30 protein-coding genes are annotated in these 25144 nt (G+C 64.9%); 16 read left to right on the forward strand and 14 right to left on the reverse strand.

Annotated elements, in window-relative coordinates; genetic code table 11:
- Positions 1-15 precede the first annotated feature (15 nt).
- Positions 16-606, reverse strand: coding sequence for an NAD(P)H-dependent oxidoreductase (locus tag AAFG07_RS23660; protein WP_342722282.1), 591 nt, complete (start codon positions 604-606; stop codon positions 16-18).
- A gap of 179 nt (positions 607-785) precedes the next feature.
- Between AAFG07_RS23660 and AAFG07_RS23665 the strand changes: the two genes are divergently transcribed.
- The 3 genes from AAFG07_RS23665 (at position 786) to AAFG07_RS23675 (ending at position 3742) form a co-directional block, all read left to right on the forward strand.
- Entirely contained in the window at positions 786-1037 is a 252-nt protein-coding gene (locus AAFG07_RS23665) for a hypothetical protein (protein ID WP_342722283.1), read from the forward strand.
- A 104-nt stretch (positions 1038-1141) separates the two neighbouring features.
- On the forward strand, positions 1142-1531 hold the full coding sequence (locus tag AAFG07_RS23670) for a DNA-directed RNA polymerase subunit N (RefSeq protein WP_342722284.1): 390 nt from the start codon (positions 1142-1144) through the stop codon (positions 1529-1531).
- Between the two features lie 129 nt (positions 1532-1660).
- A complete protein-coding gene (locus AAFG07_RS23675) occupies positions 1661-3742 on the forward strand; it encodes a HAMP domain-containing methyl-accepting chemotaxis protein (protein ID WP_342722285.1) in 2082 nt (693 codons plus the stop codon).
- Between the two features lie 134 nt (positions 3743-3876).
- Here AAFG07_RS23675 and AAFG07_RS23680 read toward each other — a convergent pair whose 3' ends face one another.
- Together AAFG07_RS23680 and AAFG07_RS23685 are read right to left on the reverse strand one after the other, a co-directional pair.
- A complete protein-coding gene (locus tag AAFG07_RS23680; RefSeq protein WP_342722286.1) occupies positions 3877-5040 on the reverse strand; it encodes an acyl-CoA dehydrogenase family protein in 1164 nt (387 codons plus the stop codon).
- 282 nt (positions 5041-5322) lie between these two features.
- A complete protein-coding gene (locus AAFG07_RS23685) occupies positions 5323-6000 on the reverse strand; it encodes a nitroreductase (protein ID WP_342722287.1) in 678 nt (225 codons plus the stop codon).
- A 150-nt stretch (positions 6001-6150) separates the two neighbouring features.
- Between AAFG07_RS23685 and AAFG07_RS23690 the strand changes: the two genes are divergently transcribed.
- Positions 6151-6399 (forward strand): hypothetical protein, encoded by a 249-nt coding sequence (locus AAFG07_RS23690; protein WP_092113602.1) that lies wholly within the window; start codon positions 6151-6153, stop codon positions 6397-6399.
- A 104-nt stretch (positions 6400-6503) separates the two neighbouring features.
- On the opposite strand, the gene AAFG07_RS23695 is transcribed toward AAFG07_RS23690, so the two are convergent.
- The 3 genes from AAFG07_RS23695 to AAFG07_RS23705 form a co-directional block, all read right to left on the reverse strand.
- Positions 6504-6749, reverse strand: a complete 246-nt coding sequence (locus AAFG07_RS23695) for a PilZ domain-containing protein (RefSeq protein ID WP_342722288.1) — start codon at positions 6747-6749, stop codon at positions 6504-6506.
- A gap of 70 nt (positions 6750-6819) precedes the next feature.
- Positions 6820-7566, reverse strand: coding sequence for an AraC family transcriptional regulator (locus AAFG07_RS23700; RefSeq protein ID WP_342722289.1), 747 nt, complete (start codon positions 7564-7566; stop codon positions 6820-6822).
- 184 nt (positions 7567-7750) lie between these two features.
- Positions 7751-8113: a hypothetical protein gene (locus AAFG07_RS23705; RefSeq protein ID WP_342722290.1), complete on the reverse strand. Its 363-nt coding sequence runs from the start codon at positions 8111-8113 to the stop codon at positions 7751-7753.
- On the opposite strand from AAFG07_RS23705, the gene AAFG07_RS23710 reads away from it, so the two are divergent.
- Genes AAFG07_RS23710 through AAFG07_RS23720 form a run of 3 tightly spaced genes read left to right on the forward strand, consistent with a single transcriptional unit; the run spans position 8103 to position 9362 of the window.
- Entirely contained in the window at positions 8103-8816 is a 714-nt protein-coding gene (locus AAFG07_RS23710; protein WP_342722291.1) for a DUF2336 domain-containing protein, read from the forward strand. The genes AAFG07_RS23705 and AAFG07_RS23710 overlap by 11 nt on opposite strands.
- Positions 8817-8824: 8 nt before the next feature.
- On the forward strand, positions 8825-9160 hold the full coding sequence (locus tag AAFG07_RS23715; protein WP_342722292.1) for a PilZ domain-containing protein: 336 nt from the start codon (positions 8825-8827) through the stop codon (positions 9158-9160).
- 10 nt (positions 9161-9170) lie between these two features.
- On the forward strand, positions 9171-9362 hold the full coding sequence (locus tag AAFG07_RS23720; protein ID WP_342722293.1) for a hypothetical protein: 192 nt from the start codon (positions 9171-9173) through the stop codon (positions 9360-9362).
- A gap of 23 nt (positions 9363-9385) precedes the next feature.
- Here AAFG07_RS23720 and AAFG07_RS23725 read toward each other — a convergent pair whose 3' ends face one another.
- Both AAFG07_RS23725 and AAFG07_RS23730 read right to left on the reverse strand, forming a co-directional pair.
- A complete protein-coding gene (locus tag AAFG07_RS23725; protein WP_342722294.1) occupies positions 9386-10261 on the reverse strand; it encodes an MBL fold metallo-hydrolase in 876 nt (291 codons plus the stop codon).
- A gap of 126 nt (positions 10262-10387) precedes the next feature.
- Complete coding sequence (locus AAFG07_RS23730) at positions 10388-10684, reverse strand: HU family DNA-binding protein (protein WP_092113589.1); 297 nt, start codon at positions 10682-10684, stop codon at positions 10388-10390.
- A gap of 145 nt (positions 10685-10829) precedes the next feature.
- Between AAFG07_RS23730 and AAFG07_RS23735 the strand changes: the two genes are divergently transcribed.
- The 3 genes from AAFG07_RS23735 (at position 10830) to AAFG07_RS23745 (ending at position 12913) form a co-directional block, all read left to right on the forward strand.
- Positions 10830-11126, forward strand: a complete 297-nt coding sequence (locus AAFG07_RS23735; RefSeq protein ID WP_342722295.1) for a hypothetical protein — start codon at positions 10830-10832, stop codon at positions 11124-11126.
- 100 nt (positions 11127-11226) lie between these two features.
- The gene (locus tag AAFG07_RS23740; RefSeq protein ID WP_342722296.1) at positions 11227-12201 is read left to right on the forward strand and encodes a glycerophosphodiester phosphodiesterase family protein; all 975 of its coding nucleotides are present in this window, start codon (positions 11227-11229) and stop codon (positions 12199-12201) included.
- A 79-nt stretch (positions 12202-12280) separates the two neighbouring features.
- On the forward strand, positions 12281-12913 hold the full coding sequence (locus AAFG07_RS23745; RefSeq protein WP_342722298.1) for a DapH/DapD/GlmU-related protein: 633 nt from the start codon (positions 12281-12283) through the stop codon (positions 12911-12913).
- Between the two features lies 1 nt (position 12914).
- Here the strand turns inward: AAFG07_RS23745 and AAFG07_RS23750 are convergent, their stop codons facing one another.
- On the reverse strand, positions 12915-14537 hold the full coding sequence (locus AAFG07_RS23750) for an ABC-F family ATP-binding cassette domain-containing protein (protein WP_342722299.1): 1623 nt from the start codon (positions 14535-14537) through the stop codon (positions 12915-12917).
- Between the two features lie 160 nt (positions 14538-14697).
- Between AAFG07_RS23750 and AAFG07_RS23755 the strand changes: the two genes are divergently transcribed.
- From AAFG07_RS23755 to AAFG07_RS23775, 5 genes are all read left to right on the forward strand, one after another.
- A complete protein-coding gene (locus tag AAFG07_RS23755; protein ID WP_342722300.1) occupies positions 14698-15141 on the forward strand; it encodes a DMT family transporter in 444 nt (147 codons plus the stop codon).
- A gap of 280 nt (positions 15142-15421) precedes the next feature.
- Positions 15422-16516: a hypothetical protein gene (locus AAFG07_RS23760; protein ID WP_342722301.1), complete on the forward strand. Its 1095-nt coding sequence runs from the start codon at positions 15422-15424 to the stop codon at positions 16514-16516.
- Between the two features lie 142 nt (positions 16517-16658).
- Positions 16659-19433 carry a molybdopterin cofactor-binding domain-containing protein gene (locus AAFG07_RS23765; protein ID WP_342729226.1) on the forward strand — a complete coding sequence of 925 codons (2775 nt, stop codon included), beginning with the start codon at positions 16659-16661 and terminating at the stop codon, positions 19431-19433.
- Positions 19430-19954 (forward strand): (2Fe-2S)-binding protein, encoded by a 525-nt coding sequence (locus AAFG07_RS23770; protein WP_342722302.1) that lies wholly within the window; start codon positions 19430-19432, stop codon positions 19952-19954. Before AAFG07_RS23765 ends, AAFG07_RS23770 begins: the two co-directional genes overlap by 4 nt.
- 11 nt (positions 19955-19965) lie before the next feature.
- Positions 19966-20583, forward strand: a complete 618-nt coding sequence (locus AAFG07_RS23775) for an Isoquinoline 1-oxidoreductase subunit (protein WP_342722303.1) — start codon at positions 19966-19968, stop codon at positions 20581-20583.
- A gap of 9 nt (positions 20584-20592) precedes the next feature.
- Here the strand turns inward: AAFG07_RS23775 and AAFG07_RS23780 are convergent, their stop codons facing one another.
- From AAFG07_RS23780 to AAFG07_RS23800, 5 genes are all read right to left on the reverse strand, one after another.
- Positions 20593-20742 carry a hypothetical protein gene (locus AAFG07_RS23780; RefSeq protein ID WP_016843021.1) on the reverse strand — a complete coding sequence of 50 codons (150 nt, stop codon included), beginning with the start codon at positions 20740-20742 and terminating at the stop codon, positions 20593-20595.
- A 75-nt stretch (positions 20743-20817) separates the two neighbouring features.
- Entirely contained in the window at positions 20818-21636 is an 819-nt protein-coding gene (locus AAFG07_RS23785; protein ID WP_342722304.1) for a tetratricopeptide repeat protein, read from the reverse strand.
- A 32-nt stretch (positions 21637-21668) separates the two neighbouring features.
- Entirely contained in the window at positions 21669-22355 is a 687-nt protein-coding gene (locus AAFG07_RS23790; protein WP_342722305.1) for a substrate-binding domain-containing protein, read from the reverse strand.
- A gap of 5 nt (positions 22356-22360) precedes the next feature.
- Positions 22361-23065, reverse strand: coding sequence for a GrlR family regulatory protein (locus AAFG07_RS23795; protein WP_342722306.1), 705 nt, complete (start codon positions 23063-23065; stop codon positions 22361-22363).
- Between the two features lie 227 nt (positions 23066-23292).
- The gene (locus tag AAFG07_RS23800) at positions 23293-24327 is read right to left on the reverse strand and encodes a glutamine synthetase beta-grasp domain-containing protein (RefSeq protein WP_342722307.1); all 1035 of its coding nucleotides are present in this window, start codon (positions 24325-24327) and stop codon (positions 23293-23295) included.
- A 541-nt stretch (positions 24328-24868) separates the two neighbouring features.
- Between AAFG07_RS23800 and AAFG07_RS23805 the strand changes: the two genes are divergently transcribed.
- The gene (locus AAFG07_RS23805) at positions 24869-25069 is read left to right on the forward strand and encodes a DUF2735 domain-containing protein (protein ID WP_092113564.1); all 201 of its coding nucleotides are present in this window, start codon (positions 24869-24871) and stop codon (positions 25067-25069) included.
- The last annotated feature ends 75 nt before the right edge of the window (positions 25070-25144 follow it).

Raw genomic sequence — 25144 nt, forward strand, 5'->3', positions numbered from 1 at the left:
CGCGCGGACTGGCGCTCAGTATGGCGGCGCCTTGCGCGCCCGCTGTGCTTTGGCGGCTTCGATCCACCAGGTGAAGTCGTCGGCAAAGCGTGGAAAGGCGTGTTCGAGCGACTTGCCGCCCTCGCCGATCGGCTTGCCTTCGGCGGACAGGGTCTGCGCGATCGGCCCCGCGCTGATCGTGCTCGACACCACCACCATGCCCATCTCCGACAGCGTGCCGTGCCAGGCGGTCGCGGCGCGCGCACCGGCGAACCGCCCGGCCGAGTAGCTCGCGATTGCCGCGGGACGCCAGAACCATTCCTCGAGGAAATGATCGGTCAGGTTCTTCAGCCCGGGCTGGATGCCCCAATTGTATTCGCCGGTGACGAACAGGAAGCCGTCGGCGTCTCGGATCTTTCCGGCGAGCGTTTCGAGCACGGCCGGCGCCTGGCCCTTGGGATGTTCCTTGTACATCCGGTCGAGCATCGGCAGGCCGACCTCCTTGGCGTCGATCAACTCGACATCGTCGCCGCGCGCACGAAGGCCGTCGACGACGAAATGCGCCAGGCGGATGCCCATGCGATCCGAACGATAGGAGCCGTAGAGAACGAGAATTCGGTGAGTCATGATGGCGCGATCCTACCATGGCGTTGCGACAGCCGTCCTGCGGCTGGCGCGCAGATGTTAACGGCATTTCCGGCGCGTTTTCCCGGCATTAAGCAATTCGTCGCAAGTCGCCCGCCGCGGCCAAAAATTGCCAGATTTGTTTTCTGGATATGTTTTCGCTTCGAGAAGGAGAACCCGACATGCGGATCGCAAAGCTGGTTTTCGCAGGCTCGCTCGCGGCCGTCGCGGCCGTGGCCACGCCTGCGCTGGCGAAGAGCGCCGAGCAGCAGAAAGCCGACGACAAATCCACCACCACCACTTCGGCCGGTTGCCAGGCCTACCAGCAGGCCGCCGACGGCACCTGGACCCAGTTGCCCTGCGGCGAGGCCGGCACCGGCGGCGCGACCCAGCACCGCTCCGCAACCAAGGGCGCCGACGAGGACTCACGCTAGAGTCTCTGTGGGAACCGCCGCGCGTACGCCAATCGGCGGACACGGTATCGTACAGCTGTCGCCGCATTCCCGGTCTTAACCTCTCTCCTTACGGAGGGAGCCGGATGTTCAAACGAGTGGCAATCGCGATACTTGGGCTTTCGCTCGCGCTTCCATTGATACCATCGGAAGCTGCGGAGCAGCATCGCGGCGGCGACGCCGCGCTCGGCGCGTTGTCGGGCGGGATCATATTCGGCCCCATTGGCGCGGTCGCCGGCGCCGTCGTCGGCTACACGGCCGGACCGTCCATCTCTCACTCGCTCGGCGTCCGTAGCCATCAGACACATGCGCGGCGGACCAAATCCGTCAGACAGGCGCAGGCATCCACGAAGTATCGTCAACCCGCACCGGACCGTCGGGCGGCACTCCCTGCGGCGGCGCCGGCAGCGGCACCGGCACCGCCGCCTCCCCTCGAGACGGCAACGACAATGCCGCCGGTCCAGCCGCTGGAATAGGCGACGGCCCAGCCGGAGTACCTCCGGTTGTCGCCGCTCGAGCGAACGCCCGCATCATAAACCCAAGCTTAATGCGCGCCCGGTACGGTTGGGGCCTTCCCTCTTTCGTCAAGAAATGGCGTGCATCCCATGAAAATCGGTACTCTCCTGACGGCCGCGATCGTCTCTTTGTCCGCGGTCGGCGGTGGCCTGGCGGCCTATGTCGCGGCGACCAAGTACCAGACCATGGACAAGGTTTCGACCGCGCAGAGCCGGCTCGAGATCGTCCGTGCCGTCGGGGATATCCCGCGCTACATGAACCCCGAGCGTGGCTACGCCACCAACCTGCTGCTCGCTGGCGGCACGATCGATCCGAAGCAGATCGCCGAACTCGACCGTCAGCGCCAGCTGACCGACGGCGCGCTGGCCAAGGTCAACCAGGTGCGCGCCACCCTGCCGGGATCGCTCGACGATGGCGAGGCCGTCGCGCGCGAGATCGACGCGCTGAAGGTGAAGTTTGCCGGGCTGCGCGACGCCATCGCGGCTGCAATCTCAGGTGCGGCCGATGCCCGCCGCGCGGCCGCCGGCAAGATCGTCGCCGACAATTCCGTGTTCAACGCCGGTGTCACCACGCTGCTCGACGAGCAGGTGCGCCGGCTCGCCGGCCTCGACGGCAATGCCTATCGCCAGGCCAGCTACGCCAACATCGCCTGGATGCTGCGCGACACCGGCGGCCTCAATGCCAGCCTGCACAAGGCGCTGGTCGGCGCCAAGCGCGTCGCGACCGATCAGGAGAAGCTGGAACTCTACCGCTCAACCGGCCGCACCGAGCAGATCCTCTCGACCTTGCAGGAACTGCGCAACAACCCGGCAACGCCCGCCAACGTCATGACGGCGCTCGGCAAGATGCAGGCCGACTATGTCGAGCGCTTCGGCAAGGCGCTGAAGCTTGCCAAGGAAGGCGCCGTGACCGGCAAGTACGAGCTGGATCTCGACACCTACTATCCGGAATCGCAGATCGGCCTCGCCGCCATCATCACAGTGCGCGACGCGTTCTACGAGAATGCCGAGCAAGTGCTTGCCAACGCCTATTCGTCGGCGCGCTTCAGCTTCGTGATCGCACTGATCGGGCTGCTCGCGGTCATCGCCGTCAGCGCCGGCCTCATCGTCGTGGTCGGCCGCCGCATCCTCAACCCGATCGCAGCCCTCACCGGCCGGATGTCGCGCCTCGCCGCGGGCGACGTCGCCGAGGCGATCCCCGGCGCCGCGCGCAACGACGAGATCGGCGCGATGGCCGCCGCCGTGCAGGTGTTCAAGGACAACAGGATCGAGGCGGATCGCCTCGCGAGCGAGAAGGAAGCCGAGAACGACGTCAAGATGCGCCGTGCCCGCGTGCTCGACGATCTGACCCATGCTTTCGAAGCCAAGGTCACCGAACTGGTCGGCGGATTGTCCGCGGCGTCCTCGGTGATGGAGGACACCGCGCAATCGATGTCCGCCACCGCCGCCGCCACCAACCGTCAGGCCGCGGTCGTCGCGGCGGCGTCGGATCAGACCTCGACCAATGTGCAGACGGTGGCGAGCGCGACCGAGGAACTGACCTCCTCGATCTCGGAGATCGCCCGCCAGGTCGCGACCTCGACCGAGATCGCCGCGCGCGCCGTCGACCATGCAAGGCGCACCGGCGACACCGCGCGTTCGCTGGCCGAGGGCGCCCAGAAGATCGGCGACGTCGTGACGCTGATCCAGAGCATCGCGGCGCAGACCAACCTGCTCGCGCTCAACGCCACCATCGAGGCGGCCCGCGCCGGCGAGGCCGGTCGCGGCTTTGCCGTCGTCGCCTCGGAAGTGAAGTCGCTGGCCGGTCAGACCGCGAAGGCGACCACGGAGATTTCCGAGCAGATCACCGCGATCCAGACCGCAAGCGACGAGACCGTGACGGCGATCCGGAGCGTCGTCGACGTCATCACCGAGATCGACCAGATCGGCACTGCGATTGCCGCCGCGATCGAAGAACAGGGCTCGGCGACCAAGGAGATCTCGCGCAGCGTCCAGGAAGCCGCGCGCGGCACCCAGGAGGTCAACTCCAACATCTCCGGCGTGCAGCGCGCCGCCGACGACACCGGCGCGGCGGCAACCCAGGTGCTGGGCGCAGCCGAGCAGCTCTCGACGCAGTCCAAGGACCTCGCCGGCCAGGTCAACCGCTTCCTCTCCGACGTGCGGGCGGCGTAGTCGCGAATCCGTAGGATGGGTAGAGCGCAGCGAAACCCATCGCTTCGCTGCGAGTGTTGATGGGTTTCGCTTCGCTCTACCCATCCTACGTTCGTCATGACGTGATCGAACGGTAACGTGGCTCACTCCACGTGCTAGCCGCCGCGCAGGCCGAGCACCCGGCGGGCGATCGCCTGGCGATGGACCTCGCTCGGGCCTTCGTACACCCGCATCAGGCGGGCCTTCTGCCACAGCGCGTTGAGCGGCAATTCCAGCGTCACACCGAGTGCGCCAAGCGTCTGCATGGCGTGGTCGCAGGCGTCATAGGCCATCTCGGTCGCAAACACCTTGATCATCGAGGCCTCGTGGCGGATGTCCTCGCCGCGGTCGGTCTTGTCGGCGGCCTCGCGCACCATCAGTCGGCAGGCATGCATGCGGGTGGAGATATCGGCGATCCACCACTGGATCGCCTGGCGCTCGGCGAGCTTGACGCCGAACGTCTCGCGCTGCTTGGCGTGCTCGCACATCATGTCGAGCGCGCGCTTGGTGATGCCGACGCAGGTCGATCCCATCTCGAGCCGCCGCGTGCGCAGGCGCAGCTGCATCGGCGCGTAGCCCTTGCCGACCTCGCCCAGCACCGAGTCCTTCGGGATGCGGCAGTCCTCGAACACGATCTCATAGGTCGAGCCGCCGCCGACCATCGGGATCTCGCGCTCGATGATGAAGCCCGCCGTACCCTTCTCGACGATGAAGGAGGTGATGCCGCCCTGGCGCTGATCGTTGCCGACGCGCGCCATCACGATGATGAAGTCGGCGGCGCGCGCATTGCTGATCCAGATCTTGCGGCCGTTCAGCACCCACTGCTCGCCATCGAGCACCGCGCGCGTCTTCATGCCCGCGGGATCGCCGCCGGCGCCGGGCTCGGAGATTGCGATCGCCGACGTCATCCGGCCCTCGATATAGGGCTGCAGATATTTCTTCTTCTGCGCCTCGGTGCCGACCGCCTGCAGCATGCGCAGGTTCGGCGAATCCGGCGGCAGCACGAACGGCACGCAGCTGCGGCCGAGCTCTTCATGCACCGCCGCCATCGTGCGCGTCGGCAAATCGTGGCCGCCGAGATCCTCGGGCGCATCGAGGCCCCAGAGGCCGAGGTCCTTGGAGACATCGCGCAGCCGCTTGCGCTGCTCTGCGGTGAGCTCGGGATGATCGCTGCCGGGCAGTTTGGATTTCAGATATTGCGGCTCCAGTGGGATCAGTTCGCGATCGACGAATCTCGCGACGGTCTCGCGGATCATGGCTGTCTGTTCATCATCGCTCATCCGGGATTCCTCGCCTGTGCTGCTTCGCTTCACAAAACCAGTAGCGCATTTTTTGTCGGCACAAATAGCGGAAACGCGCGCACGCGCTCACGCTCGCGCGAGGGTTTCATGGCGCGGAATTCAATATCCCGCGGCGCGGTCAGCGCGTGCGCAATTGCGCAGAACGTGGCAGCGCGTCGAGCAGACGATCGTGCAGCACGAGGTGATCGGCTGCTAGGAAGCGATCAACGATCGGTGCCCAAATCGCCGGTGCTGCCGCTGCTCCGCGCTGGTTGCAGCCTCCTACTCGGCAAAGCCGACATAGCGGACAAAGTCGCTGTTGGCCTCGCGGTCCGACCGCACCGCGTTGGCGGCAAAACCGTCGTCGGGATAGCCCATTGCGACGCAGGTCATGATCACCTGGTCCTCCGGGATATTGGCGACCTCGCGCACGATGTCGGAGCGCATGATGCCCTGGCCGTTGATCACGCTGCCGAGGCCGCGGTCCCAGGCTGCCAGCACGATGCCGTAGCAGAGCGCGCCGAGGTCGAAATGGCAGACCGCGCCGGGATCGAGGATCCGGTCATAGGCCAGGACCAGCGAGACCGGAGCGTCGAACTGGCGGAAGCCGCGCAGCACCCAATCCTGCCGCATCGGCTTGTCGTCGCGGGCAATGCCCATGGCGCCGAACAGCTTCTTGGCGATGTCGACCTGACGGCCGCGGTGCACGCCCTGGTACTCGCCATGGCTGATGATGTCGCGCTTGGCCTTGGCGCCGGCGATCATCTCCTCCATGTTGCGGCGGCGCACTTCTTCCAGCGGCGCCCCGGTCAGGACATGGACGTGCCAGGGCTGGGTGTTCATCGAGGACGGCGCGCGCTTGGCCACCTCGATGATCTCCTCGACGGTCGCCCGGGACACCGGCTGCTTCTTGAACCCGCGCACGCTTTTGCGTGTCTGTACCAGCGTCTCGAATTCCATTCCGCGTTTCCCCCATTTTGTTCCGCGCTGCACGCGGAATTTTCTCGTAGCTCACCGGGTATTTTATAGACAAATTCGGCTGTGGGAACTTGATCGGGCCAAGAATCCGATATCCAATCCGGCCACTGGTTTGGTTTAGGGAGAACCCAGATGAAGCGGATTTTCTTGGCGGCCGTGATCGCGACCTTTGCCGCCGGTTCGGCATTTGCACAGGACGCCTCCTGCGAGACGAAAGCCGTCGGCAAGGACGGCAAGCCGCTGGCCGGCGCGGCCAAGACCTCGTTCATGAAGAAGTGCACGATGGATACCTGCGAGACCAAGGCGGTGGGCTCCGACGGCAAGAAGCTCGCCGGCGCGGCCAAGAACTCGTTCATGAAGAAGTGCCAGAGCGGCGCCTGAGCCCCTCGCCGGCGCTTATTTGGCCCCCCTCAATCGGGACAGACTTCATCGGAACTCGATCGGGTCGCGCAGGGCGCGGCCCGAACCGCTGTTGATCGGTGTCCTCAGAACGAGACGCCGACCCGGACGCCCTTGCTCCAGACCCGCCGGCAACGCTTTTTGGTATTGCCGTGAAACATCTCGAAACGCTCGGGCAACTGGACCGGCTTGGAGAATTCCAGGCAGGCCCCGCCGGCGGAATAGTCCACCAGCCGGCATTCGATCAGCGGCGCCTTCGGTTCGAGCTGGAGCTTGACCACGCTGGATACACATCCTGTCGGACGAACACGCGCAAATCGTCGGGGATGCATCAGGCCGCCTCTGGTGGAATCGTACCAATAGATTCCTCGGCGGCCGTTAACATTTCGTTCAGGCGAACTGTTACGAATCGTGTCTGCCGCCAGACGGATCGGCGGGCCCGACGCCGGCACGGCGCGAGGCCGCCAGCGTCTCCGATGGCGCTTCCCCGAACTGCGACCGGTAGCTCCGCGAAAAATCACTCAGGTGCCAGAACCCGTAGGCCAGCGCACAGGCCTTGACGCTGGGCGCACCGGCGCGCAGTTGCTGGCGGACCAGCCAGAGCCGGCGCAGCCGCAGGTAGCGATGCAGGCTGACGCCCCGGTAGCGCTGGATCGCGTCGTGCAGCGTGCGCACCGACACGCCGATCTGCCTGGCGAGTTCGCCGCTGTAGATCGGGTGAGCCACGTCGCCGGCCAGGATGGCGCGCGCATCGTTGAAGACCTTGAACTGGCGCGTCGTGTTGGCCCGCGTCGCCCACTTGGCCGGCACGATCTCGGCGAACGCGTTGTCGATTGCGGCGAGCAGCGTCTCCTTGATCGACGCCCCCGTGGCGAACTCCGCAATCGTGACCTGATCCGACGTGACGAGCAGAACCTGCCTCACCACTTCGCGCAACCGATCCTGCGCGCGTTGAGAAATCTCGTGAATGCTGAAATGGAGCCCGGCGCTCGGCCAGCCGCGGTCGACAATCTCGGGCGTGAACATCATCGAGACATATTGGCGGGGCGTCTGCTCCACGGAGGTGTAGAACGCGCCGCCGCCGCCAAGCACGATCACCGCACGATCGCGCTCGACGCCGTTGAACCGCATCGGAACGCCGTCATCCATCGTGAAGCCGACCGCGGTGGTCTGCCGCGCAAGCTGCGCGTCGACGATCCGCGGGAACGATTGCGTGTAGTTGAGCTCGCATCCTGGCAAACTCAGGATGATCTGCTCGGCCGAAATCTTCCGCGCAAGTGGCGTGAAATCAACATCCAGATCTCGGATCGAACTCCGGAATGCATCAACATCGTCAAAACGAAAGACTCTCGGCACCAGCAATGGCGCCGTCAAATGACTGCTCCTGTGAAATGGCTTCTAAAATTTGCACGCGGCGCCGCGCACAGCGCGCCGGCCGCATTGATAAATTCCGTGCACAAAATACAAATCGCCCAATGAGCTCAATCAGGAAAAATGCGGTCCGCTCGTCGAACCGGACAATCTGGCAAAATAGCGCCGCTGCCGAATTTCGATAGTGTTTGCCTGGATATCCACCGTTGGGATCAGCCTCCACACCGATTTCTATACCCCTATTAAAGATTCGGGGAGCAGATTGACGTTGGGAACGATGCTGTTCCCCGTCGCGGAACATTTTAGGGACCGCAATGACAGCCATTGCCTCGCCCGATCTTATTGCCAAGCTCGACCATGTCTTGAAGGCCGGTTCGCCAGACCTCCGCACGCGCATGCTGCAGGAGGTGGCCGGGCTGTTTCTCGACGACGCTCACCGCCTTAGCGAACACCACGTCAAGCTGTTCGACGACATCCTGATCCGTCTGACTGAGAGCGTCGAGTTGCGCGCCCTGACCACGCTCAGCCGCTCGCTCGCCGACTTGCACCTGGTGCCGCGGGAACTCGCCCGTCGCCTCGCCAACCATGACGATGCCGATGTCGCCGCGCCGATCCTGCGAAACTGCGCCTGCATTCCGGACGCCGATCTGATCGACATTGCCTGGATGCGGGCCGAGGGACATCTCTGCGCGATCGCTGGACGTAAGGCCGTCGACCAGGAGCTCACGGACATTCTGCTGATGCGCGGCGACAGCAATGTGCTTCGCGCGCTCGCGCGCAATCCCGGCGCCGACATGACCAGCGCAGGCCTTGCCATGATGGTCGATGCCGCCGAGCGCGACGGGGACATCGCAGCTGCGCTGGTCTCGCGCAAGGACCTGCCTCACCGCGTTCTTGCCGACCTCCTCATGCGATCCACGCCGCGCCAGCAAGCCCGGCTGCTCAGGATCGCACGCCCCGAGTTTCGGGACGCGATCCGCGCCGCGATCGATGCCGGGCTCGCTGCGAAACCCGTTCAGGCCGTGTGAGTTGCGCAATGGCGTATGGTGACCGCAGGGCGGAGCGCGTCAAGCTTGAGACGCGCCATCCCGTCAATCTCATGGGGGTCGACGGCACCTGGCGGCGGAGCTGCATCCTGCTCGACGTCTCGCAAAACGGTGCCCGGCTCGAGGTCGACGGAACGCTTGATGTGCTGAAGGCCCAGGAGTTCTTCCTGGTGTTGTCCTCGCGTGGACTGGCGTTCCGACGCTGCGAACTGGTTCGTGTCGACGGTACCGAGATCGGCGTGAGATTCATCGAAGAACGAAAGCGAAAGGGACGCGCCGTCATTCCGAGATCAGGATCGGCGGCAACCGGCCCGAGGGGAAGTTGACGACATGACCATGCAGAGAGCAACAAGCATCGCGATATCGGCGGTCTCCACCGCACCATTGCGCGGCACCATCGCAATCGAGTGCGCCGGCAGCGTCGCGACGTTCGAGATCGACGAGGAACTGGCCCATCGCCTCTGCAGCGACCTCGAGCGATTTCTGACCCAGGTTCCACGCCGGACCAGCACGGCGCGTTCCGGCTGACATTGCCCGAACGCCCGCGCCGCCTACTCGCGCTTGAAGCGATAGTCGAAGCGGTCGCCGTCCGCCTTGATCAGGCCGACCGTGGGGGCCGGAAAATGGATCGGCAGGATCAGCGTGTCGGTCCCCGCAACCGAGGCAAAGAACTTTCGCCGCGAGACCGCCGATTGCTTCGGGTCCCAATCCGGCTTGGCCGACCACTCCGGCTCGCGGCACTGGATCGCGTGATGCATCAGATCGCCGGCGACCACCGCGCGCTGCCCCTTCGAGAAGACGTTGACGCAGCAATGGCAGGGCGAATGGCCTGGCGTCGGCGTCAGCGTGACGGTGTCGTCGAGCGCATAGTCGTCGTCGACCAGGAGCGCCTGCCCGGCTTCGACGATCGGCAGGCAATTGTCGCGAAACACCGTGCCGGGCGGGTTGGCGCCCTTGGCGTTCTCGGCCTCCCAGGCGGCATACTCGCCTTTGTGGAAGACGTATTTCGCATTCGGGAAGGTCGGCACCCAGCGCCCGTCGCGCAGCGTGGTGTTCCAGCCGGTGTGATCGATATGCAGATGGGTGCAGAACACGTAGTCGATCTGCTCATAGGAGATGCCGAGCGCGAACAGCTCGTTGCGCCAGCGCTCCTTGCCCGGGAAATCGAACGGCGGCGGGTGTCCCTTGTCCTCGCCGGTGCAGGTGTCGACCAGGATGGTGTAGCGCGGCGTCCGCACCACGAAGGTCTGATAGGTGATCAACATCATGCCGCGCGCGGCATCGAAGACCTCCGGCTCCATCGTCTTCAGATGATGCTTGAACACATCGTCGTCATAGGTCGGGAAGAAATCCTGCGGCCGCCGCCACGGCCCCTCGCGCTCGATCACAGCGTCGATCGTGATGTCGCCGATCCTGATCTGCTTCATGCCGCTTCGCTCCCGCTTTTTTGAGAAGCGTAGCGGGCGATGCTGGGCCAGACAAGCCGGACACAGCGCGGCAGGCCATGCGCCGTTGCATTGCTTGCGCGCGTGGCTTGCCGCAAACCGTAGTCTTTAAACAGCGTCCTTGGCGACCTTGAGAGGTGACGCCTTGACCGACTTGCTGGCCGGCTTCGCTGCAAATTCCATCGGCTCTTTCGTGAAAGGATTTACACCACTGCGAGCTTCCGTGGCAGGCTTATGCACGACAGACATTTTCACAAAGCCAGGAATGACGAACTCACCGGATTCGTTCAGCTCCTTGTAGCCAACAGTCGCCATATGCTCGATGACGGTCCTCACGTCGTTCTTCGATATCTGCGTGCCCTCGGCAATCGCGTCGATCAATTGATTCTTCGTCATCTTGGCCATGCTGAAATCCTCTGAATTCGGGGGGCGCGCGAGCTACGATGTAACTCTGTCCAGAATGTGGTAAAGCCACGCAGCGCGCTTCTTGTTCATGCCAACGGTCATGAAGTCACCGGGCTTAGAACCTATCGAGGCCTGAAACGCAAGCATGCGCAACAATCTGCAGTGTATATTTCTCGACCCGGTTAGCGCCTTGATTCTACGCGCGGACTTGCTCAGCAAGGCGATTGCCGTTGTCGACGAGTTCAAGAACCAGGCCGCAGCAGCAAACTGCGAACCACCATCGCCTTACCCGCTCGCCGTGATAGACGACGAGGAAGTATCGCCAGAACGGTGCCAGGACGTCGCCCGCCGCTCGATCGCTGCCGGCAGCAAGATCGACGTCGTGGTCCATCCCGGTGCGACCCACGACTTCTCAGCGCGGCGCTCAGGGATGCGATGGTGAGGTCGATTGCCGCAGTCGACGGCTTGAAGGATTAGGCCGCCGCAAATCGACCAGAAACGCCTCCTACCCGGAGCAACCATCCAGCAGGGAAACGAGTCGCTTGGGCAGGAAATTGAAGTACGCGGCAGCGGCGATCGTTGCCATCACCGCCGGCATCTACCTCAACAACTCCAGCCTTCTCGCAACCCACGCCGGCGGCAAGCCGGTGCTCCTCGCCCATCGCGGCATGGCGCAACGCTTCGACGAGCGCGACCTCAGGAACGACACCTGCACCGCGGCGCGCATGCTGCCGCCAAGCCATGACTATCTCGAGAACACGATCCGCTCGATGCAGGCGAGCTTCGATCGCGGCGCCGATATCGTCGAGCTCGACGTCCATCCGACGACCGACGGCGAATTCGCGGTGTTTCACGACTGGACGGTCGATTGCCGGACCGACGGCCAGGGCGTCACCCGCGAACAGCCGATGGCACGGCTGAAGATGCTCGATATCGGCTATGGCTACACCGCCGATGGCGGCAAGACCTTTCCATTCCGCGGCAAGGGCATCGGCTTGATGCCATCGCTGGACGAGGTGCTCACGACCTTTCCGGATCGCCGGTTCCTGATCAACGTCAAGAGCCGCGATCCCTCCGAGGGCGAGAAGCTCGCGGCGGTCTTGAATCGGCTTCCCGCCGAGCGACGCGAGCTGATCATGGTCTATGGCGGCGACGATCCGATCGAGGCGATCCGGCGCCTTGCGCCGGGGACGCGGACGATCTCGCGCGCAGCCATCAAGAGCTGCCTCGTTCGCTATCTCGGCTATGGCTGGACCGGCATCGTGCCGGATGCCTGCCGCAATGCCATCGTGCTGGTGCCGATCAACTACGCGCCGTGGCTGTGGGGATGGCCGGACCGTTTCCTCAACCGCACGGCGGCGGCAAACAGCGTGGTGTTCGTGCTCGGCCCCTATCAGGGCGGCGAATTCTCGACCGGGGTCGACGATGCCGAGCTATTCCGGCGCCTGCCCGAGAACTATTCCGGCGGCATCTGGACCAACGAGATCGAGACCATCGCCCGCCTCACCGGCCGGTAGATCCGGCGTCTCCTGTCATCTCGCCGTCATAGAAATCGTGCGACTGAAGCCGCCGCTCGCCGCATCGAGGACAAACCTTATGACCGAACCGAAGCCTTCCCGCCCCAAGCTTGCCGAAACCGTCATCGAGCCGACGGTCAAGCTGCGAGAGGTCAAGGTCGGCCGTTGCTGCGAAGTCCTCGGCGACACCGCGATCGAATACACCGAGCTCGGCGATTACTCCTACCTCGGCAGCGGCTGCATGGTCGCCGACGCCCAGATCGGCCGGTTCTGCGCGATCGCGGCGCAGGTTAGGATCGGCGCGCCCAATCACCCGGTCGAGCGCCCCTCGCAGCATCGCTTCACCTACTGCCCTGAATACTACTCGGCCTCCGCCGAGCGCGATCATGGCTTCTTCAGCGATCGGCGCGCGGACCGCGTCGTGATCGGCAACGACGTCTGGATCGGCCATGGCGTGATCGTGCTGCCCGGCGTCACCGTCGGAGACGGTGCGGTGCTTGCGGCCGGCGCGGTGGTCTCGCGCGATGTCGCCCCCTACACCATCGTTGGCGGCGTGCCGGCCCGGCCGATCAAGGAGCGGTTCAACCGCAAGATCGCGGCCGAGCTGTCGCAGATCGCTTGGTGGAATTGGCCGGCCGAGACCATCTGGGAGCGGCTACCGGAATTCCAGTCCGGCGACGTCGAGGCGTTCTGCGCACGGTGGAGAGCGTGAGCTAACTCCGCAACCCCGGCGCTTCCTGTCCGGTTCGTGCGACGTATTCGGTATAGCCGCCGCCAAACTGATGGATACCTTCCGGCGTCAGCTCGAGCACGCGGTTGGAGAGCGCGGCGAGGAAGTGCCGGTCATGGGACACGAACAGCATCGTGCCCTCGAACTCGGAGAGCGCTGATATCAGCATCTCCTTGGTGGCGAGATCGAGATGGTTGGTCGGCTCGTCGAGTACCAGGAAGTTTGGCGGATCGAACAGCATCTTGGCCATGACGAGCCGCGCCTTCTCGCCGCCCGAGAGCACCCGACACTTCTTCTCGACATCGTCACCCGAGAAGCCGAAGCAGCCGGCGAGCGAGCGCAAGGAGCCCTGCCCGGCTTGCGGAAATGCGTCCTCCAGCGACTGGAACACGGTGCGCTCGCCGTCGAGCAGGTCCATCGCGTGCTGGGCGAAATAGCCCATCTTGACGCTGCCGCCGACCGCGACCGCGCCGTCGTCGGGCTCGGTTGAACCGGCGACCAGCTTCAGCAGCGTCGACTTGCCGGCGCCGTTGATGCCCATCACGCACCAGCGCTCCCGGCGGCGGATCATGAAGTCGAACCCGTCATAGATGCGCTTGCTGCCGTAGGCCTTGTGGACATTCTTCAGGCTGACGACGTCCTCGCCGGAGCGCGGCGCGGGCTGGAATTCGAACGCGACGGTCTGCCGCCGCCGCGGCGGCTCGACCCGCTCGATCTTGTCGAGCTTCTTGACCCGGCTCTGCACTTGAGCTGCGTGCGAGGCGCGCGCCTTGAAGCGCTCGATGAACTTGATCTCCTTGGCGAGCATCGCCTGCTGCCGCTCGAACTGCGCCTGCTGCTGCTTGTCGGAGAGCGCACGCTGCTGCTCGTAGAACTCGTAATTGCCGGAATAGGTGGTGAGCTGGCCGCCGTCGATCTCGACCACCTTGTTGATGATGCGGTTGATGAACTCGCGGTCATGCGAGGTCATCAGCAGCGCGCCCTCATAGCCCTTCAGGAACTGCTCCAGCCAGATCAGGCTTTCAAGATCGAGATGGTTGCTCGGCTCGTCGAGCAGCATGACGTCGGGACGCATCAGCAGAATACGCGCCAGCGCGACGCGCATCTTCCAGCCGCCGGAGAGCTTGCCGACGTCGTCGTCCATCATCTCCTGGCTGAAGCCGAGACCGGAGAGCGCCTCGCGCGCACGGCCGTCGAGCGCGTAGCCGTCGAGCTCCTCGAACTGATGCTGCACCTCGCCATAGCGCGCGATGATGTCGTCCATCTCATCGGCCTTGTCGGGGTCGGCCATCGCGGCCTCGAGTTCCCGAAGCTCGGCTGCCACGACGCTGACGGGTCCCGCCCCATCCATCACCTCGGCGACTGCGCTGCGGCCGGACATTTCGCCGACATCCTGGCTGAAATAGCCGATCGAGATGCCGCGATCGAGCGAGACCTGGCCTTCATCGGGGATTTCCCGGCCCGAGATCATCCGGAACAGCGTGGTCTTGCCGGCGCCGTTCGGGCCGACAAGGCCGATCTTCTCGCCCTTCTGGAGCGCCGCGGAGGCTTCGATGAAGAGGATCTGGTGGCCGACTTGCTTGGAGACGTTATCGAGGCGGATCATGCTCTCATACTGGGAACTGAGGGTTTGCGGCCTCTTATTCGATCTGGGACGTGGGTGGAAGCCCATTCCTTGGGGTTTCGCGCCGTGCTCCATGCATGCCACGAGCGTTGCCAATGGAATATGACATGAAGCTCTTCAGCGGCCGGTTTTGGGGCGTCACATGCAAGTCTGGTTTCTCTATCTGCTCGCGCTCGGCGCCGGCATCGCCGTGGCTGTTCAACAGGTCCTGAACGGCAACCTCCGGTCCGCCCTGAACTCGCCGGCCTGGGCCGGGCTCGTCAGCTATCTCGGCGGGTTCGTGACGATGGCTGTCGTGCTGATCGCGACGCGGGAGCCGGTGCCGTCCTGGAAGCTGGTCTCGGCTGTGCCGTGGTGGGCCTGGAGCGGCGGCATCCTCGGCGGCGTCTTCATCTTGCTGATGATCCTGCTGCTGCCCTCGCTCGGCGCCGCGACTTTGCTGGCGCTGGTGGTCGCGGGTCAGATGACCGCGGGCATCGCGATGGATCATTTCGGCGTGTTCGGGCTGTCGCAGCATCCGGTATCGATTTCACGACTGGCCGGCATCGCGCTGATCATCGGCGGCGTGCTCCTGATCAAGGATTGAGGCCATCGACAAGCCGGTCGATGCGATTGATTCCCTGAATGAGAAAGCTCCACCGAATCCGGCGTCGAATGACGTTATGACGCAAGCACCCGGGTGGTAGTCTGCGGGTGTGGACACCCGCCGATTCGTCGCTTAGCTGTAAGCACCCGCCCTCGTCGTGTTGCGTCATGCGGGACCGACCCTCCCTGTTCATTTGCGTCAAAAGAATTGCGCATCCCGCCAGCGTCGAGAGGCCGCATCCCGGGCTTCGGCGTGGGTCGGAGGTTGCGAGGAGCACAACATGACCCATCGTTTCCGTTTGGTCGTCGCTGCGCTGGCACTGCTGCTCGGCAGCGGCGGCGCGGCGCTGGCCCAGTCGCTGCCCGACTACATGGCGCCGATCTCGGGCAAGACTACGTCCACGCCAGCCGATGTTGCGACCAAGGACGTGCTTGCGCTCAACACCGGCATGTTCGAGCTCTATGGCGATGCGGCGCGGATCTTCCAGAAGAACATCCTCGACAAGCATCCGGTCATCCTCGGCCTGTTCTCCGGCGCCGGCGGCCGCCTGATCCTGTACCGGCCGGGCAAGCCGCCGACCGAGGCGCCGCAGGTGCCGGTCGTCTATCAGCTGCTCAAGTCGGTCGGCCACAGCACGATGGCGCTGGCCGAGGTGGTCGGCCCCTATGTCGACAATCCCGACGACAAGGCGTGGCGCGGGTCGATGCAGGCCTATCGCAGCCGGATGCAGTCGGCGCTCGACGGGCTCGATGCGACGGCGATGCAGGCGGATTGGCGCGACAACAACCGCGCCATCCTCAAGAACAACATCGCCTTCATGGATGAATGCCTCACCGCCGGCGCGATCCCCTTCGCGACACTCGAGGCATTCGGCAAGAAGCAGGCGCCGCTGCTCGCCAGGAACGTCGCCTGGGCCGCGCATACCCAGGTCGCGCACTGGATGACCGTCATGGCCGACTGGAAGACCGAGCTCGGCGCCGACTGGGACAAGACCTATGGCGCGAGCAACACGATCTACGTCGCGCGGCAGAACAACGTGATCTTCAGCGTGCTGGCGCAGTTCTTCGGGCCCGACGCCATCAACAGCCGCCTGATGCTGATCGAGACGATTTCCTTCACCACCACGCCGTCGGACATGCTGGAGTCGCTGACCCGGATCATCGCCGATCGCTCGGTGGGCGCGCTGTTCTTCGGCAGCTACCATTTGATGGACTACGAACTGATGGGGGGCGATGCGCGCGAGGCGATCATCGCCGAGACCAAGAAGCGCGGCATGACGACCTTCCTGCCGCCGCTGGTGCCGTTCGGTTCCAAGCAATGGCCGACCCTGATCACCCCGGGTCCGGGACCGACCACCATCGCCGACCTCAAGTGAGGCCAGATCTACAAGTGAGAAGGCTACGACCTATTGCGGCCTTGCGATTGCGCTCGCTTTGCCGCAACACTGCAGCGTGTATTTTGTCAATTCATAAACTGCGGCGCGATGCGCCGCCGAAGCGTTGATGAGAGATCAGACCATGCGGCCCTCGCGACGCGACTTCGTGAAGTGGTTGTCGGCAGGCGGCATCTCGGTCAGCCTGTCGCATCTGGCGCTTGCGAAGGATCCGGCCTTCGCGACCCGCGAGACGCTTCCCGGTCGCGGCCATTTCAATCCGGCGGCCAAGGGCGCCGGCCGGGTCGACGGGGTGGCCAAGGTTACCGGCGCAAAGCTCTACGCCTCCGACTTTCGCGCCGCCGACATGCCGGGCTGGCCTGCGACCACCTCGCACGCCATCCTGGTCCGCGCCAACGACGCCACGCATGTCTATGCCGGCATGGACCTCGCCCGGCTCGATGGTCCGGCGAAGCCCTCGGTCGTCGTGACGTCGGCCGATCTCGACCGGATCGGCACGCGGGTGCCGGAGTTCTACACCGGCGATCTGTTCTGCCCGGTCGGCACGACGCCGCTCTATCTCGGACAGCCGGTCGCACTGCTGATCTTCGAGCAGTTCGACGCCTTCGACCGTGCACGCCTCGCGCTGCGCGAGGTCGGCTTCGTCAAGTTCGGCGACGAGACCGGCCCGGTGATCCTGCCGAACTACGGCGCCTATCGCTTCACGCGCGTCGCCGGCGCCACGCCAGAGGCGTCCGACGTCTATTCGCCGATCCAGGCCGGCTGGGTCTCGCCGAGCCGCATCCAGAACGCGGCGCTGCCGGTCTGGCTGCCGCTCGCCAAGGAGACCAAGGCCGACTACGCCAAGGCCGCGATCCATGGCGAAGCGATCCGCGCCCAGCTCGCCAAGGACGATCCGTCACAGCTCGTGCTCGATCGCGAGTTCGAGACCCAGTCGGTCGATCCGATGTTCCTCGAACCCGAGAGCGGGCTCGCCTGGTACAGCGACAACAGCGGCAATCTCGAACTGGTGCTCGGCGTGCAGTCGCCCTATGAGGCGACCGAGTCGATCGCGCATCTGCTCGGCAAGGCCCGCCCACCCTTCCGCCCCTCGCACATCAACGCGCAGTTCGCTCATATCGGCGGCGGCTTCGGCGGCCGCGATCACACCCCGTTCGTGCTTTACGTGGCGCTGGCGGCGATGTTCTTCCCGGGACAGCCGGTGCGGCTGGCGCACGATCGCTACCAGCAATTCCAGGGCGGCATCAAACGCCACCCGATCAAGATGCGCTCGCGGATCGGCATTGATCGTGCCAGCGGCAAGATCACCGCATTCGCAGCCGATCATGTGCTCGACGGCGGCGGGCTCGCCAACTTCTCCGCCAACGTCGCGACCGTCGCCGCCACCGCGGCGATCGGCATCTACGACGTCCCGAAGGTCGACGTCACCACCGTGGCGCTGCATTCGCGCGGCGTCACCGCAGGCTCAATGCGCGGCTACGGCACGCTGCAGACCATGACCGCGCTGGAAGTGCTGATCGACGAGGCGGCGAGCGAGCTCAAGGCCGACCCGATCGCGTTCCGCCGCAACAATGCGCTGAAGCAGAACGGCCGGACCATGACCGGCAATCCCTACATCGTGTCGGTGCGCACGCCCGAAATCCTCGACAAGCTCGAGACGCATCCGATCTGGCGGCAGCGCGCCGACTTCAAGCAGAAAGCACCGGAAGGACGGTTGGTCGGCACCGGCGTCGCCTGCGTCACCAAGGATTACGGCGCAGGCGCGGATTGCTCGCTCGGCCGGGTCGAGATCGATCCTGAGGGGCGGATCGCGATCTTCTGCGATCACGTCGAGATGGGCAACGGCATCGGCACGGCGCTTGCCAACCGCGTTGCCGGCCATCTCGGCGCCATCGCCGACGAGGTCGCCGTCTCTCGGGTCGACAGCTACGACGCGCTCGGGCTCGTCACCTCGGGCGATCCCTACACGATGGATCAGAAGACCCAGGATCTCGCCGAGAAGAAGCCGCGCTGGGTGCCCGCGATCAGCTCGGCCACCAGCGCCTCGATCGGCGCGCATGTCGGCACGCATTCCTCGGCCGAGGCCGCCCGCGTCATCTTCCGCTACGGTCTGTGGCCGGCCGCGCTGGAGCTCTGGCAGATCGGCAAGGCCGATCCGCGCGCCCGGCAATGGGACAGTGCGCGTTGGAACGATGGCCAGCTCGTGCTCGATGATCTCGCGCCGCTGCCGCTGCCGAAGCTTGCCGCGACCGCGCATGCGCGCGGCTTCGTCACCGGCGCGGTGGCGCACAGCTTCTCGCGCTGGGCCTGGTCGCGCGCGCGCTTCCCGCTGTTCGGCGAGCAGTACCGCGCCGAGATCGATGCGCTGGCGATCCGCCGCGGCCGCGGCAGGTTCGAGCGGATCGATCGCGTCAGCGTCAAGTTTCCGCCGACCGACAACAACCGGATCGGCACTGCCTATACCTCGATGTGCGGCACGCTGGTCCGCGTCGAGATCGAGCGCGCGACCGGCATCCTGCGCATCGCCAAGGCCTACAGCGTGCTCGAATGCGGACAGGCGCTGGTGCCCGAAGTGGTGCTCGGCCAGTCGCATGGCGGTTTTGCCATGGGGATCAGCTACGCGCTGCTCGAAACCCTGCCGCCGTTCGAAGGCGGGCCCGGCAACGGGCAGTGGAATCTCGGCCAATACCTGATCGCGCGCGGCTCCGATCTGCCACTGCACGATCTCGAAATCGAGATGCTGCCGCCGCTGACGCCGGACGAACCGCCCAAGGGCATGGCCGAGGTGGTGATGATCCCGATCGTGCCGGCGCTGCTCAACGCCATCAACGATGCCACCGGCCATCGCTTCCGCTCATTGCCGGTGACAACGAGCCTGCTCAAGGGAGCGCTTGCGTGACGACGCTCAACCTCACCATCAACGGCCGGAAGCACGGCCCGATCGAGGTCCGCGACGACCTCTCGATGAACGATTTCCTGCGGGAAATGCTCGGCATGACCGGAACCAAATTCGGCTGCGGCGCCGCGCAATGCCTGAGCTGCGCCGTCATCATCGATAACCCCGACGGCACGAGCTACACCACCCCGACCTGCGTGGTGCCGGCGGCGAATTTCGACGGCAAGGCGATCCGCACCGTCGAGGGCCACGCCAAGGACGGCGAGCTCTCCGCGTTGCAGCGCGCCTTCATCGACCATTTCGCGTTCCAGTGCGGCTACTGCACGGCCGGCTTCCTCAACGAGGGTCAGGTGCTGCTCGAACTGCTGGCAAGAGAGCCAGTGGCGCGGGATCAACTCGAAACCGTCATTGCCGACGCGCTCGATGGCCATCTGTGCCGCTGCACCGGCTACATCAAATATCATCAGGCGGTACGCGACGTGATCCTCGCCGATGCCAAACGCTATCTGACCGCCAACAAGTGAGCCCGCGCGCGATGACGTCGGAAACGCGGTTTCGGATCATTGCAGTGCTGACGGCACTCGCGACCAGCCTGTGTGCCGGCTATGCGGCGTCGGAGAGCGCCAGCCACGCCCTCGCCTCGCCGGAAAGCTTTGCCGGTATAGAGAATGTCGAACAGCGCTCGGCGGCGATCTTCACCGAGCTCGGCAAGGTCTTGACGCATCCGCGCTGCACCAATTGCCACCCCGCCGGCGACAGCCCGCGGCAGGGCGACATCAGCCGCATGCACCAGCCACCGGTCACGCGCGGCGCCGATGGCCATGGCACCAACGCGATGCGCTGTTCGATCTGTCACCAGCACGCCAATTTCGATCCCGGTCGCGTGCCGGGTCACCCGGAATGGCACCTCGCGCCGCGCGAGATGGCGTGGGCCGGCAAGACCGTCGGCGAGATCTGCGAGCAAATTCGCGACCCCGCGCGCAATGGCGGCCGCAAGGTCGAGGATCTGATCGAGCACATCGGCAAGGACACGCTGGTCGGCTGGGCCTGGCATCCCGGCTTCGGCCGCTCGCCGGCGCCCGGCACGCAGGCAGAGGCCGGCGCGCTGGTCGAGGCATGGGTCAAGACCGGCGCAGCCTGCCCTGCGCCCTAGCACACACGCTTAGTGGCGCTTGAAGTACTGCACGTCGCGCTCGTGCTTCTCTGCCGCCGCGCGTGACTTGAAGGTGCCGAGATTGCGGCGCTTGCCGGTCTTCGGATTGACCTTGCGGGAATACAGCCGGTACTCGCCGGAACGCAGCTTGCGGATCATGACATCGCCTCGCCAATGCCTTTCGCACGTCAACGACATGCGAGCGCGAGCGTTCCTGCCTAAAGCGCGATGAGACTAGAAGCAGAGGTTGGTCACGGCATTGCCGCGCTTGTCCTTGATCACGTACGGACAGCGGGCGCGCTCCAGCGCCTTCTTGGCATCCTCGTCGCCGAGCGCTGCCGCCCGTTCGTAATAGGCTTTTGCCGCATCGCTATCCTTCGGACCGCCGCGGCCGGCCTGCGCGAAGGCGCCCATCCGCTCCAGCGCGCCCGGATGGTTCTGCGCGGCAGCCTTCTCGAACAGCGCCCGCGCGCCGGCATCGTCCTGCGCACCGCCCTTGCCTTCGGCCAGCATCATGCCGAGCTGGTACTGCGCCTCCGCATTGGTCTCGGAAGATTTGGCGAGCAATTCGCGCGCACGTGCCGGGTCGGACGCTACGCTGCCGCCGAGGGCGGCGAGATTGCTGACGCCGCGCGCGTTGCCGGCCTGCGCCGCGCGCTCGAACAATTTGCGCGCCTGCGCCTCGTCTTTGGCGACGCCGGTGCCATTGCCGTAGAGCACGCCGAGTTCGACCATCGCCGACGTCGAGCCCTTGTCGGCCGCCTTGCGCCAGGCCGACATTGCTTCCGCCGTCTGCCGGTTGGCGGCATAGGCACGGCCAAGCTCGTACATCGCGCGGCGCGACGATTTTGCCGCCACTGCGCAATACTTGATCGCGGTCGCGATATCGGCCGACGCAATTTCGGGCACGCCCTTCACGTCAGCCGGCTTGTCGGGATCGGTGGGATCGGCGGCAAGCCGGTCGCACAGCACGAGGTCGGCCGATTGTGCGTGGGCCAGCACAGGCGCGGCCAGCGCTACGGCAAGGACAATTGCATGGAGTGTTCTGAACATGACTGGCAGGTTGCGTCTCGGTGTGGACAAATTCAAGGCTCGAGCCCGGTCTCGCGCAGCACCGGCGCGACATCGGCGGACGCGAGGTACCGCAGCAGATGATCGGCGGCCGCTGCGCGTCGTGAGTCGACCATGCGGCCCGCGGAAAACACCGCCGGCGTCTGCAAACCTAAGGGAATTGGCCCGACGATTTCGATGCCATCGATCTGCTTCAACTCGCTGATCTGCTGGATCGCAAGGTCGGCTTCGCCGGTGACGAGCCTTTCCGCGGTGAAGCCCGCCGGAATGATCACCGCACGGGCGTTGATCGCATCCGCAATGCCGAGACGCACGATCAGCTGCGCAAACAGGATGCCGCTGGCGCCGAGCCGCGAATAGGCCACCGCCCGTGCGCCGAGCAGCGCCGCACGCAATGCGGCTTCGCTGGCGATGTCGGGATGCGCAGCGCCCGCCTTCACCGCGACACCGACATAGGAGCGCGCGAGATCGACAACACTTTCCCGCGCAACGCGGCCCTCGCCGATCATCTCGTCGAGGCCCTCGCGGGTCAGGATCACGAGGTCGGCGGCCTCACCGCCGCGCAGGCGTTCGAGCAGCGCCAGCGTCGGCGCGAAATCGGCATCGATCCGCACGCCGCTCGCCGCATGGTAAGCCGCGGCAAGGCGCGCGACCGCGCCCTTCAGCGCCAGCGTCGAGAGCACGCGAACCCAATTGTCCATCCCGCTTACGCCCGCCGCATCAGCTTGAGCGCGGCCCTGAGGCGGAGGCTGCGCTTGCCGGCAAGCGCCGTCGCTTCGAGCACGGCGCCTTCCGCGTCGCAGCTGCCGGCAAAGCCGATGCCGACCTCATGGCCGCCGAAGACCGGGTTCTCGCCCATCGCCGAGGTGTGCTCCTGATTGAGGATCTGCCCCTTCCAGCGGCCCTTCTCGGAGATGTAGGTGCCCAGATAGTAGAAGAACGCATCGCCGCCAAGGATGCGGCCGTTGTTCAGCAGCATCACGCCGGTGAGGCTGCCGTCGACACCGTCAAGCAGCTGGATGTGGATCGAATAGAGCCCGTTGATGATACCGCCCTCGCCGACCCCGCCTGCGATCGGGACTTCGTCCTCGGTGATCGGCGTCATCACCGACTGGAACGGTACGCCGGGCAATTCCTTCAGCTCGCCCTTGAAGCGGTAGAGCTCGCCGTCCGGCCTACCCTTGGCGAGCAGCGTCGCGTCATCGGTGCCGGCCATCGCGCGGTAATTCGGATCGGGGTTGTGGCGGACGGTCTGGATCTCGACCGCGACCTCGTCGCCGGCTTTCTGATAGGTGCCGATATGGGCGAACGCCGAGTTGCCGCCGAGCATCTTGCCGTCGCCGACATACATCACGCTGCGGCCGACGGCGCCCCCCAGCTCGAACCGGACCTTGTAAAACCCTTCAAACAAGCGCCGTGTCCCCGGCAGCCAAGACATAACCGTTGTCTAGCGCGGTTCATAACGCAGCGAAACCGCTTTCGGCGGCAAGCCTGCCGCAAAGACTGTCGTTAAAAAGCAAAGGTCCGCCAAGACAGTCGCCCTGGCGGACCCGATTGCGGTACCGGATGGCTCCATCCGGGTCCGATAGCTGCTTAGTCCGCGGCCGTTTAAGCTGCAGCCACTTAAGCCGCAGCCATTTAGGCTGCAGCCTTGGCGCCGGTCGGAACCTCGGAGATCGTCTTCAGGATCTGCGAAGCGATCTGGTAGGGGTCGCCTTGCGAGTTCGGGCGGCGGTCTTCCAGATAGCCCTTGTAGCCGTTGTTGACGAAGGAGTGCGGCACGCGGATCGACGCACCACGGTCAGCCACGCCATAGCTGAACTTGTTCCACGGCGCGGTCTCATGCTTGCCGGTCAGACGCTTGTCATTGTCCGGCCCGTAGACGGCGATGTGATCCATCAGGTTCTTGTCGAAGGCCTTCATCAGGCTCTCGAAGTACTCCTTGCCACCGACTTCGCGCATGTACTTGGTCGAGAAGTTGGCGTGCATGCCCGAGCCGTTCCAGTCGGTGTCGCCGAGCGGCTTGCAGTGGAATTCGATATCGATGCCGTAGCTCTCGGTGAGGCGCAGCATCAAATAGCGAGCCATCCACATCTGGTCAGCAGCGGTCTTGGAGCCCTTGCCGAAGATCTGGAATTCCCACTGGCCCTTCGCCACTTCGGCGTTGATGCCTTCGTGGTTGATGCCGGCGGCGAGGCAGAGATTGAGATGCTCTTCGACGATCTTGCGGGCGACGCTGCCGACGTTCGAATAGCCGACGCCGGTGTAGTACGGGCCCTGCGGCGCGGGATAACCTTCGGACGGGAAGCCAAGCGGGCGGCCGTCCTTGTAGAAGAAGTATTCCTGCTCGAAGCCGAACCAGGCGCCTTCGTCATCCAGAACGGTGGCGCGCTTGTTCGAGACATGCGGCGTCTTGCCGTCGGGCATCATGACTTCGCACATCACCAGCACGCCGTTCTCGCGCGCAGCGTCGGGATAGCAGGCGACGGGCTTCAGCACGCAGTCAGAGCTGTGGCCTTCAGCCTGCTGGGTGGACGAACCGTCAAAGCCCCACAGCGGGAGCTGTTCGAGGGTCGGGAACGACGCGAATTCCTTGATCTGCGTCTTACCGCGCAGGCTCGGCGTCGGCGTATATCCGTCGAGCCAGATATACTCGAGCTTGTACTTGGTCATTGAACCTCTCTGTTGATGATGCAAAACCGTGAGGAACCGAAAGCCAGTCGGCCGCCGCACGCGTACCCGGCCACCATCGGCCGGCTCTTACTAAGCAATTAAAATGCCAGTCGCTGCACTGCGGCACCCGCCCGGCCCGCGGATGTCCACAGCGGACATCGCATTTTTAGCTGCGACAAAGCAGCGCAGCTGGCATGCGTCACGGTCAGCCAAAATCTTCTCTCAGCGCCCTCCGCCGCTCGTTTCTGCAGCAAATTCAGCTACGGCGTCCGCCGCCGATTAATGCGGCGGCAGGGCCATGTGACAGTTCGTGTCCAACCATCGGGCGCCGAGCAACCATCGGCTCGGCCCAAGCGTTGGTCAGCTGCATCCTGCCTCGCAGGATGCAAACCGGGATTTGCACACGAATTAGACAGCGAATGACTGTTTCTTGGTCAACTTGCACCCCGCCGGACCCGGGCCGATATCAAAATGACGGTAACGACACACGAATGAGTCGGGCGCACCATGGAGGCTCGCTCCGGCCATAGGAGACTTTGAGATGATTACGACGGGCCAAAATCAGGGATCGGCAACGATCTACCAATTCCCGGCTGGGGGCCGCGCGGCTCTCGGCGGACGCCGCTACGGCGAGATGCGGACGGGACGCGAGCTGGCCGCTGAGGTCGCGACCTCGGCCTGCAGCGAGAGCTGGTACCATCAGGCGGCCATCGACGATGCCAAACCGAGCCGCGATCACTGATGCCGACGCAACGCAAAGGCGTAGCGCAAAAACGTCAGACAGCAGCAGGGCAATAGGAAAGGGTCGGAACGAAGC

The organism is Bradyrhizobium sp. B097 (assembly GCF_038957035.1).
In the GTDB taxonomy this organism is placed as follows: Bacteria; Pseudomonadota; Alphaproteobacteria; order Rhizobiales; family Xanthobacteraceae; genus Bradyrhizobium.

Bases quoted from the DNA above. Each gene is read 5' to 3' on its own strand.
- AAFG07_RS23745 (WP_342722298.1), top strand. From the start codon at position 12,281: ATGACCGAACCGAAGCCTTCCCGCCCCAAGCTTGCCGAAACCGTCATC.
- AAFG07_RS23790 (WP_342722305.1), bottom strand. From the start codon at position 22,355: ATGGACAATTGGGTTCGCGTGCTCTCGACGCTGGCGCTGAAGGGCGCG.
- AAFG07_RS23690 (WP_092113602.1), top strand. From the start codon at position 6,151: ATGAAGCGGATTTTCTTGGCGGCCGTGATCGCGACCTTTGCCGCCGGT.
- AAFG07_RS23720 (WP_342722293.1), top strand. From the start codon at position 9,171: ATGCAGAGAGCAACAAGCATCGCGATATCGGCGGTCTCCACCGCACCA.
- AAFG07_RS23755 (WP_342722300.1), top strand. From the start codon at position 14,698: ATGCAAGTCTGGTTTCTCTATCTGCTCGCGCTCGGCGCCGGCATCGCC.
- AAFG07_RS23680 (WP_342722286.1), bottom strand. From the start codon at position 5,040: ATGAGCGATGATGAACAGACAGCCATGATCCGCGAGACCGTCGCGAGA.
- AAFG07_RS23700 (WP_342722289.1), bottom strand. From the start codon at position 7,566: ATGGATGACGGCGTTCCGATGCGGTTCAACGGCGTCGAGCGCGATCGT.
- AAFG07_RS23675 (WP_342722285.1), top strand. From the start codon at position 1,661: ATGAAAATCGGTACTCTCCTGACGGCCGCGATCGTCTCTTTGTCCGCG.
- AAFG07_RS23670 (WP_342722284.1), top strand. From the start codon at position 1,142: ATGTTCAAACGAGTGGCAATCGCGATACTTGGGCTTTCGCTCGCGCTT.
- AAFG07_RS23685 (WP_342722287.1), bottom strand. From the start codon at position 6,000: ATGGAATTCGAGACGCTGGTACAGACACGCAAAAGCGTGCGCGGGTTC.
- AAFG07_RS23705 (WP_342722290.1), bottom strand. From the start codon at position 8,113: ATGGCTGTCATTGCGGTCCCTAAAATGTTCCGCGACGGGGAACAGCAT.
- AAFG07_RS23750 (WP_342722299.1), bottom strand. From the start codon at position 14,537: ATGATCCGCCTCGATAACGTCTCCAAGCAAGTCGGCCACCAGATCCTC.
- AAFG07_RS23735 (WP_342722295.1), top strand. From the start codon at position 10,830: ATGCGCAACAATCTGCAGTGTATATTTCTCGACCCGGTTAGCGCCTTG.
- AAFG07_RS23660 (WP_342722282.1), bottom strand. From the start codon at position 606: ATGACTCACCGAATTCTCGTTCTCTACGGCTCCTATCGTTCGGATCGC.
- AAFG07_RS23715 (WP_342722292.1), top strand. From the start codon at position 8,825: ATGGCGTATGGTGACCGCAGGGCGGAGCGCGTCAAGCTTGAGACGCGC.
- AAFG07_RS23785 (WP_342722304.1), bottom strand. From the start codon at position 21,636: ATGTTCAGAACACTCCATGCAATTGTCCTTGCCGTAGCGCTGGCCGCG.
- AAFG07_RS23780 (WP_016843021.1), bottom strand. From the start codon at position 20,742: ATGATCCGCAAGCTGCGTTCCGGCGAGTACCGGCTGTATTCCCGCAAG.
- AAFG07_RS23765 (WP_342729226.1), top strand. From the start codon at position 16,659: ATGCGGCCCTCGCGACGCGACTTCGTGAAGTGGTTGTCGGCAGGCGGC.
- AAFG07_RS23760 (WP_342722301.1), top strand. From the start codon at position 15,422: ATGACCCATCGTTTCCGTTTGGTCGTCGCTGCGCTGGCACTGCTGCTC.
- AAFG07_RS23730 (WP_092113589.1), bottom strand. From the start codon at position 10,684: ATGGCCAAGATGACGAAGAATCAATTGATCGACGCGATTGCCGAGGGC.
- AAFG07_RS23775 (WP_342722303.1), top strand. From the start codon at position 19,966: ATGACGTCGGAAACGCGGTTTCGGATCATTGCAGTGCTGACGGCACTC.
- AAFG07_RS23710 (WP_342722291.1), top strand. From the start codon at position 8,103: ATGACAGCCATTGCCTCGCCCGATCTTATTGCCAAGCTCGACCATGTC.
- AAFG07_RS23805 (WP_092113564.1), top strand. From the start codon at position 24,869: ATGATTACGACGGGCCAAAATCAGGGATCGGCAACGATCTACCAATTC.
- AAFG07_RS23800 (WP_342722307.1), bottom strand. From the start codon at position 24,327: ATGACCAAGTACAAGCTCGAGTATATCTGGCTCGACGGATATACGCCG.
- AAFG07_RS23725 (WP_342722294.1), bottom strand. From the start codon at position 10,261: ATGAAGCAGATCAGGATCGGCGACATCACGATCGACGCTGTGATCGAG.
- AAFG07_RS23665 (WP_342722283.1), top strand. From the start codon at position 786: ATGCGGATCGCAAAGCTGGTTTTCGCAGGCTCGCTCGCGGCCGTCGCG.
- AAFG07_RS23695 (WP_342722288.1), bottom strand. From the start codon at position 6,749: ATGCATCCCCGACGATTTGCGCGTGTTCGTCCGACAGGATGTGTATCC.